The sequence below is a fragment of the Parapedobacter sp. genome (genome assembly GCF_053550995.1).
On sequence record NZ_JBMQOC010000088.1, the window covers coordinates 1 to 8,371 of the forward strand.

Below are 8,371 nucleotides of genomic sequence, written 5' to 3' on the forward strand. Positions count from 1 at the left end.
GCGCTCGTGTTGTCCTGCAACTCCGTCAGCACGTCACCCGCCACGTCGATCGTCACCGTGGTGCCATCCGCGTTGGTAATGGTATACGTGCCGTCGCCGTTGTCCGTCACCGTCGAGGTGTTCGCATCGAAGGTAACCACCGTGCCGTCGGCCGCCGTGTGGGTAAAGGTGCCGTCGCCGTTGTCCACCAACTCATCGCTGCCCGCAGTGATGATGTTCTGGATTTCCGTGTAGATGTCGCTCGTGTTGTCCTGCAACTCCGTCAGCACCTCTCCTGCCGCATCGATCGTCACCGTGGTGCCGTCACCGTTGGTAACCGTGTAGGTGCCGTCGCCGTTGTCCGTCACCGTGGAAGTGTTCGCGTCGAAGATGACCACCGTGCCGTCTTCATTCGTATAGGTGTACGTACCATCACCATTTTCCGTCAATGTCGTCACCGTCTCGTTGGCCTGTACCAACGCGGCGAAGTCGAGTACTTGCGGGTTGCCGGCACCATCGACATAGGAGAATGCAGTACCATCAAAGGTCACATTCCCATACGTTTGCCCTGCCACAAACTCGTTCAAGAGGGCCTGTACATCAGGGTTGTTGAGAATGTTCTCGAAGTTGTCGGCAACATCGCCGGGGACATCAATCAGTACTGTTGCCCCCGTTTCGTTTGTGTATGTATACGTACCGTCCTCATTATCCACCAACGTGGTGGTCGTCTCATTAGCTTTTACAACCGCTTGCAAATCGATGGTTTGGGTATCCCCCTCGTCATCAACATAAGTAATCTCATACGAAGCAGGGTTATAGCTGATGTTGTTCGCCCCGTTCGTTACCGCACCTGCCAGCACCCATTTGGTTCCGTCGTTATAATAAATACCCGGTACAACGTCATTTACGGTTACGGTATTATAAACCATCATCCCTGCCACGTGTTGCGACAAGGGGCTGGCTTCGGTACTGCTGGTCAGCGTTACGCGCGTGTGCAGCAACCCTTTGTTGGTACTTTCCAATTCCAGTATCGCATTGCCGTTGGGAAGCGTATTTCCTTCAACGGTACGATCTTTCACTTTTTGCTGCGAAAACACCGATCCCATAAATAGCATGGAAATGGCAGTAAGTAGTAAATATTTATTCATAATTCGTAAAGATTAACTTCTGATTGTTCCTTTGTTGGCATTTATCGTTTAATACATTCGTAACACCGCGCTGCTACCTAAACCGATATGCGAAGACCCATCAAGCGTAACCAACTGATTAACAGTAGTATATAATGAGATAAATTTAAAATCGGTAACTCGTTATTCATTTGGTAGATATTACGTGGCCTTCTCGGCAATTGTATGGTAGTTATAGTTATACTCGCACAGCGAATACGATACTTGCTTATTGGTTTTGATTCATTTGCAGATGTGTTTTTCAGAAGCAAAAGAAAGGATTAGATTGAATTACGCTTACTTTATGGTAGCATTATGGCTAATCGATGTCATTAATTATAAATTAAATAGCATATTTTTGCTAGATTAACGGCATCAGGGACGTCGGACTATTTTATTAGATTTGCTTCCGCAATATTTCCGATTTCTAACACGTTTGCCCATGCACCCAACACAACATCCGATAGCGGTTATCTATGATGATCATCTATTGTTTGCGGAATCCTTTTCTACAGTGCTTGAACGGCTCATGCTTTTCAAATCGGTTCATGCTTTTGATGACGAGCAATCATACCGCCGGTTCTTAATTAAGTATTTCGACGAATCGGTTTACTTGTTCCTAGACTACTACTTACCCAAGAAAAATGCGCTTTCACTCATCAAAGAGACCCGCAGAATCAATAAAAAAGCACGTGTTATTGTGGTAAGCAGTGTTGCGGACCCTGCCCTGATCCATCACATCTTAACCTACGAGCCCAACGGGTTTCTCAGCAAATCCTGCGGTGTGGATACGGTTATCGATTGCCTGCAGACCATCGCACTAGACGCGCAGTATATTTGCCCCGTGATACGAAAAATCATCAATACCGAAACATTGGCTCCGGGCAATAGCATTCCGTTCACTGCCCGTGAACTTGATATTTTACAATATTTTGCCCGGGGAATGTCCATCATGGCGACTGCCGAAGCTACTCATTTAAGTAAACACACGATTGTGTCTCATCGGCGCAATATGATGACCAAGTCGGGAAGTAAATCCATCGTTGAGTTGCTAACTTATGCCCGAAAGCAGCACCTTTTGGAATAAATAGAATTCCGTAGATTTGCTCATCATGCAAGGACTAATACGCACTGCCTTTATACTCCTCATCCTCTTTTGCTTCCTTAATAACAGTGCGCTCGGTCAAATCAAGCAGATCACACAGGAATTACACATCCTATCTTTGGCCCCTGACAGTGTAAGCAAGGTCAATAGCCTAAACCGGCTGGGCACATTATACCGCTCCAGAAATGCCGATAGCTGCTTTTATTATGGCATGCAGGCCAAGCGTTTGGCAACCCATTTGGGCTACGGGAAAGGGAAGATAGACGCCGACCACTTAATTGCTTTTGCTTTATTTAAGAAAGGATTGTATGCAGAATCGCTTGAACTGCTCAGTAACGTGCTTTCGCAGTATCAAAAACTTGACGATACTGAAAAAATTGTCCAGGTATACCTGGATATGGCTGAAGTGGGGAACAAAGGCATCCTGGACAGGACAGAGATCACCTCCCTTTTGCGAAAAGCCATCAAAACCGGAACAGCACTAGAAAAGGATAGCATTATGGCGGAAGTTTACTTGAGCTATCTCAATCGGGGTCCAAAGCTTTCTGAAGATAGCATCGCGTATTATATAAACAAATGTACCGAAATCGCCGTCCGTTACGATAATGAATCCGTATTGGCCCACGTTCGACTTTGGCAGGCAGACTTATTGTTTTCAAACGGCCAGAAAGAAAAAGCTTGGTCTCTTGTACAGCAATCCCTTGCTGATGCGCAGCGCACCGGCAATACCATTCTGGAAATTGGTTGCCTGATGACCTTTTATAATTATGAGGATGATGTTCACAAGAAACTTGATTATCTCTACCAACAATATGAAACAGCACAGAAAAGCGGAGACAAATACCTAGAAATCTACCTCTTAAACCTTGCTTTATCAGTTGGCAACGCTCTTCGCGACAAAGATGAAATCATTAAGGCCTACGAAGAATTGAAAAAGGCAATGGAAGCTGACTGGGAGAATTCAAGACAATTCATCAGCGACTATGTGCAGTTCAACGGCATACAGGCCGATAATAAGCTGCTGAGTGCTGAAAATTCCCGACGAACCCTTTGGTTGGTGGTTATTTCTTTCGCTGCGTTGATTATTATACTGGCCATTTACCTGACCATGCTCCGCCGCAACCGGAAAGCGAAAGAGCAGGTGGAGGCATTAAACCATGCGGCCAACATGCAGATCATCGCCATGGAGGAGGCGAAGCATCTGGCGGTGAAAGAAGAACAGCAGCGACTTGGCCAAGATCTGCACGACGGCCTTTCTTCTTCCCTTGCAGGCATCAATCACCAGTTGGAAGTGTTATCGATGGATACCGGCGATGCTTCCATGAAACACCGGCTCGACCAGCTGAAATCGGAAATAACGAGGGCATACGAAACGGCCCGGAGCAAGAGCCACGAGTGGTTTGGGGCCGCCCGGGAACAGGGAGAGCAGTCTTTTGAGCAGCGAATCAAGCTTCTTACCGACAGTGCTTTGCCCGATAGCCGTTACCGTAAGGAAATCCACATTGACGACACTTCGTTATCGCACGTGAACGCCGATACCCGGATTGCTTTGCTGCGCATCATCCAAGAGGCCATCACCAACATCATCAAACATGCAAAAGCAACGATGGTGGAAATTTTGGTCTATGAAGAAATGGAAAGGCTTTTCATGATCGTAAAAGACGACGGAAAGGGATTGGCTAGACACATGCGGCTTAATCAACCTTCCGCTATGGGACTTCAATCCATCCAACGCCGGGCCCAATTATTGAACGGTGAATTGGATATCCGTTCTGACGAAGGTGGCACCGAAATCATCGTAACCATCCCTGTGAAACGGTAAAATGCCTACCTTACGCAGCATCTGAAGCGCACGGCTATTGGACTAATATAAAAAACCAAAGAGCCAAAGGGGAATCTTTCCAGCCGTTCCGTATTCAATACCATCTGCGGCTACATATCCCTCGGCAACACCTTTCAGTTGGTGCGCGGTCTTATCCTTTCCGCCGATTTCAAATACATATCGGCTATCCACCAAAAAGTCGCCCTTTTCGGCAAATTCAAGCTGATGGTGGAATGAGAGTTGGTTGGCAAAAAAAGTTTCCCTGACGTTACCGATGTCGGCATTACCGAAAATATACGCCAAATTGGTGTTCTCTAAGAAGATTTTATCCGGCTTTTGCAGCCGGCTGATACCTTTGGCAGACCGGAACAGGTTTTGGGTCAGGCCGCTCTCTTGGAGGTAGTGCAGGTACGCGAGCAGTGTCGTCCGGTTAATACCTATTTTCGCGCTGATTTTGCTTACGTTAGGGATAAATGGAGTAGACTCCGCGATGATTAGCAACAGTTGTTTAACTTTTGACACATAGGCAATGTCTACCGCCCGAAGTGTAGGTAACTCGATTTCGAGAATCATATTGATCGTCTCTTCTACGCGCTGGGTGTATAAATCGGATTGTTCCCGGTAATAGGGATAATAGCCATGCTTTAGGTACCCGGAAAAGTATTGCAATGGTTTGAAGTTTGACAAGATATCTGCTGCTATATCCAGATGGTGGTCCAAGATATCGGATAAGCGGACCGCCGGAACGGAATGGCCGTATTCGAGTGATAGGTATTCACGGAAAGAAAGTCCTTGCATCAGGTAAATAACCGCTCTTCGACTTAAATCAGCCCGTGCGTTGAGGATTTCCAGTAATGACGAACCTGTAAACACCAACTTTAACTCGGGATAATCGTCATACAGATTCTTAATTTCTTGCGACCAATTTGGGTATTTATGTACTTCGTCGAGAAAAAGGTGCGTACCTCCTTGTTTTACAAAATCATCCGCCATATCAACCAATCGATTGTTACTGAACCATATGTCATCCAGACTTACGTACAACACCTGTGCTAATCGATCATGGAGTTGCGATTTGATGTATTGGAGCATCAGTGTGGTCTTGCCTACTCCCCTTGGTCCCTTAATGCCAATTAACCGGGCATTCCAGTTGATGGACTCCATTGCACTACGCGTAAATTCAAACGAGGTATGACCCAGCTTTTGCCTATATTTTTCGACTAGTCGTTCCATTTGTTTATTAAACTATACAAATATACGCCTATTTTGTTAGTCACAGTAAACAATATTTCGGAAAAATGCTTATCTTGCAAGCATCCTAAGAAAACGTTTCAACAAAACGCGATGAGCACATCTTCCTTTTTCCAGTCATTAACCGTAATGGCCAATGGGCCGATGGAAAGCAAACCTGTTCTAAAGGGCTTATACCTGCGATTTCTCGAACACGAAAACCATTTGCCGATATCGGCCGCGTTATACGCGGCGGTGAAGGTAATAGGCGATATACAGGTAATGGAAATCAAAGGCGCGAGCGATGCAGCGCAGGTAATCGAGCTCCCGCAGGAAGAGGAAAACTTTCACCTTGTCTATCAATTCATGGGCAAAAGCGTCATCGCCGCATCGGATTCCCGGCAACTCAAATCGGGCCAGCACATCGGATGCAGCACCGGCATCGGCGAAAAGCTCATCTGCCAAATAGACCGTGGAAAAACCTGGATGATGTTCATTGGCCTATCCGGCGAAGCCCTCCGGTCGGTGCGCTCGGAATTTCCGATGCTTGCCGATTCCCCCCGCTCGCCCCTTGCCGTCGGCTACCGGCAGAAGCACCTGTTTGATAAGGTACAGCAGCTGAAGGGCGGCTCTTTTTCGCTCGACATTAAACTGAACTACTATATTGCCTTATTGATCGAACAGTACCAAAGCGACCTGAGCGCCCAGCTGAAAGCCGTGGACAATGCCGATATTGCGTTATACCATAAAGCGGCAACCTACATCCAACAGCATTACATGGAGCGGAAACTGACACGGCAGCGGATTGCCGATGCCCTATGTGTTTCCATACGCACCCTTACCCGGGCTTTTGAGGGGAAACAGGTAACCTGTAGCAAGGCCATCCAACTGGCCCGCCTGCATAAGGCGCGCGAACGGCTCCGCTGTAACGACGCGGAGTCTATCGACAACCTGGCTTCCGAATTGCACTTCTCCGATACACCGTATTTCATCGAATGCTATACGGCGTTGTTCAAGATTTCACCGGAGGCGGAACGGAAAAGACGGGTGGCTAAATGACGCTTGACGGGATACTACCTCATTTACACGAGTGCAATTTGGCTTTACACGGGTGCCATTTGCTTTTGCATGTATATAATTTTTATTAGCACGCATACCATTTACGTTCGCAAGCGTGCAAATCACTTGTACGCGATTGTGTTTTGGGTTTTCTCTATCGATATTTGATCTTTCACTGTTGAAATTTGCTTTTGCAAATATGCATTTCCGACTAGCCCACCTACCATTCACGTTTGCAGGCGTGCTAATCATTTTTACACGATTGAAATTCGTGTTTGCTCTATTGAAATTTGACTTTTCAATGCTGAAATTTGTTTTGGCACATGTGTACATTATTTTCACACGATTGCAGCTTATTTTTGCACTATTACAGTCTGCTTTTGCATGTGTGTAAATCATTTTTACGCTACTGCAAATTGGTTTTGCACTATTGAAATTTGCTTTTTCCCTATTGCAATTTGCTTTTACACGCGTGCAGATGTTTTTGAAAAACGCGAAAATCGACGTTTCTGATATCACCAAGTCACATTCCCAAAAAAAAGTGGGCCAAAAAGATTTTCGGGGTACCCCGAAATATGGCCCACTTTTCTTCGTTTTTCGGTTTCCTGCCCCCCACCTTTGTATCGTTAGCTAACAGTAATTGTAAATGAACAAGATTTTTTAACTTTTAAATGTAAAAGAAATGAAGAAACCGACAATGAATTTTAGAAACCTGGATGTGGCACAGTTGCTTCAGTTCGCCGAGGAGATCCACGACAAGATGACGCTCAACAGCGACCTCTTCACCACACCGGCGCCCGACCTGGCCACACTGGCCGCCGCCACCACTGCCTACCGTGTTGCGGCGACCGAAGCGGCCTTCAACGACCGCCGCGCCATCTCCTTCCGCAACGATAAGCGCAGGGAATTGGAAACCGTGATCGGCGACCTGGCCAAATATGTGGACATCACCGCCCGCGGGAATCAGACCATCATCCTGAGTGCGGGATTCCTCCCCACCAAAGACCCCTCGCCCGACAGCGGTGCGAATCCCAAAGCGGAACGGCTTGCGGTGCAGCCCCTGGGCCTCGGCACGCTGACGGTAGCGGCCAAGGTAGTACCGTGGGAGAAGGCCCGCTACTACCAGTTCGAATACCGGAAAAAGGAAGCAGGCGCCGAATGGAATGCCGTGCTGAGCCCCACGGCCACGCTGGATATCGAAAACCTGGAGGCTTTCCAGGAGTACGAATTCCGCGCGTCGTACCTGGGCAAAAGTACCACGCCCGTTTACAGCGACGTCGTGTCGACGTTCGCGCTTTAGGCCGCGTGCCTACCATCCATCCCGGGCAAGTTCCCGGGATGGATGGTTTTTAAGATGAAAACGATTCGTAACTTTGAACTCGAACAGATGAAAGAAATTGTAAAACACCACCCACTGCGCCCCATCATCCTGGAGTTTGATCCGGCCAAGCCAACGCTCGATTTCGAGACCGAAGCGCTGAATGCGTATTACCGCCAGCACGACCGGACATGGGAGACCAAACTTAAGCTCCTCCAACATAAAGATGCGCTATTCAGCCTGGAAGTGCGGATTACCGAGCTAGAGTATCTCCTCCTGCCCACCGAACAGGAACTCGACTTCCTGGAGGCGGGCTTCCAGCTGACCGACCAGAAAGACCTGCCGTTCATCGAGGAGGAGTTTACCATTGATGTGGCCGAATTCAATAAAGGGATTGTATACCACAACCGTGAGCTGGTGGAGTTGCATGGCTTGGTGGTTGCCGAGCAAACGTGGTTTAATGAATGGGCCGACTTCATCTATGAAAATGAAAGCTGGTTTGACGAGGAGGACGACCGGGGCAGCGACCTGATCCATAAGGTATTCAGGCACTACAACGACGTATCGGTAGATATCGTAACCCTTGACCGCGACCAGCAGGAGTTTTTCGGTGCCGTGGGCGAAGTGACCGAACTTCAGAATGAATACTTTGACTACGGTGAAACCATTTTCGACATGTACACGGCGCTGCA

The 8,371-nt window shown here is 47.6% G+C and carries 7 protein-coding genes; 5 read left to right on the forward strand and 2 right to left on the reverse strand.

Annotated elements, in window-relative coordinates:
* Positions 1-1,127 (reverse strand): hypothetical protein (locus tag ACO1NT_RS12210; RefSeq protein WP_449048909.1); only part of this gene is annotated, 1,127 nt, incomplete at its 3' end.
* A gap of 460 nt (positions 1,128-1,587) precedes the next feature.
* Here ACO1NT_RS12210 and ACO1NT_RS12215 point away from each other — a divergent pair.
* Positions 1,588-2,232, forward strand: a complete 645-nt coding sequence (locus tag ACO1NT_RS12215; RefSeq protein ID WP_449048910.1) for a LuxR C-terminal-related transcriptional regulator — start codon at positions 1,588-1,590, stop codon at positions 2,230-2,232.
* Between the two features lie 25 nt (positions 2,233-2,257).
* Positions 2,258-4,072 (forward strand): ATP-binding protein, encoded by a 1,815-nt coding sequence (locus ACO1NT_RS12220; protein ID WP_449048911.1) that lies wholly within the window; start codon positions 2,258-2,260, stop codon positions 4,070-4,072.
* A gap of 42 nt (positions 4,073-4,114) precedes the next feature.
* Here the strand turns inward: ACO1NT_RS12220 and ACO1NT_RS12225 are convergent, their stop codons facing one another.
* Positions 4,115-5,305, reverse strand: coding sequence for an ATP-binding protein (locus tag ACO1NT_RS12225; RefSeq protein ID WP_449048912.1), 1,191 nt, complete (start codon positions 5,303-5,305; stop codon positions 4,115-4,117).
* Between the two features lie 111 nt (positions 5,306-5,416).
* Between ACO1NT_RS12225 and ACO1NT_RS12230 the strand changes: the two genes are divergently transcribed.
* From ACO1NT_RS12230 to ACO1NT_RS12240, 3 genes are all read left to right on the forward strand, one after another.
* Complete coding sequence (locus ACO1NT_RS12230; protein WP_449048913.1) at positions 5,417-6,361, forward strand: helix-turn-helix domain-containing protein; 945 nt, start codon at positions 5,417-5,419, stop codon at positions 6,359-6,361.
* Positions 6,362-7,043: 682 nt separating this feature from the next.
* Positions 7,044-7,661, forward strand: coding sequence for a hypothetical protein (locus ACO1NT_RS12235; protein ID WP_449048914.1), 618 nt, complete (start codon positions 7,044-7,046; stop codon positions 7,659-7,661).
* A 54-nt stretch (positions 7,662-7,715) separates the two neighbouring features.
* The coding region (locus tag ACO1NT_RS12240) for a hypothetical protein (protein WP_449048915.1) at positions 7,716-8,371 on the forward strand (656 nt) is incomplete at its 3' end.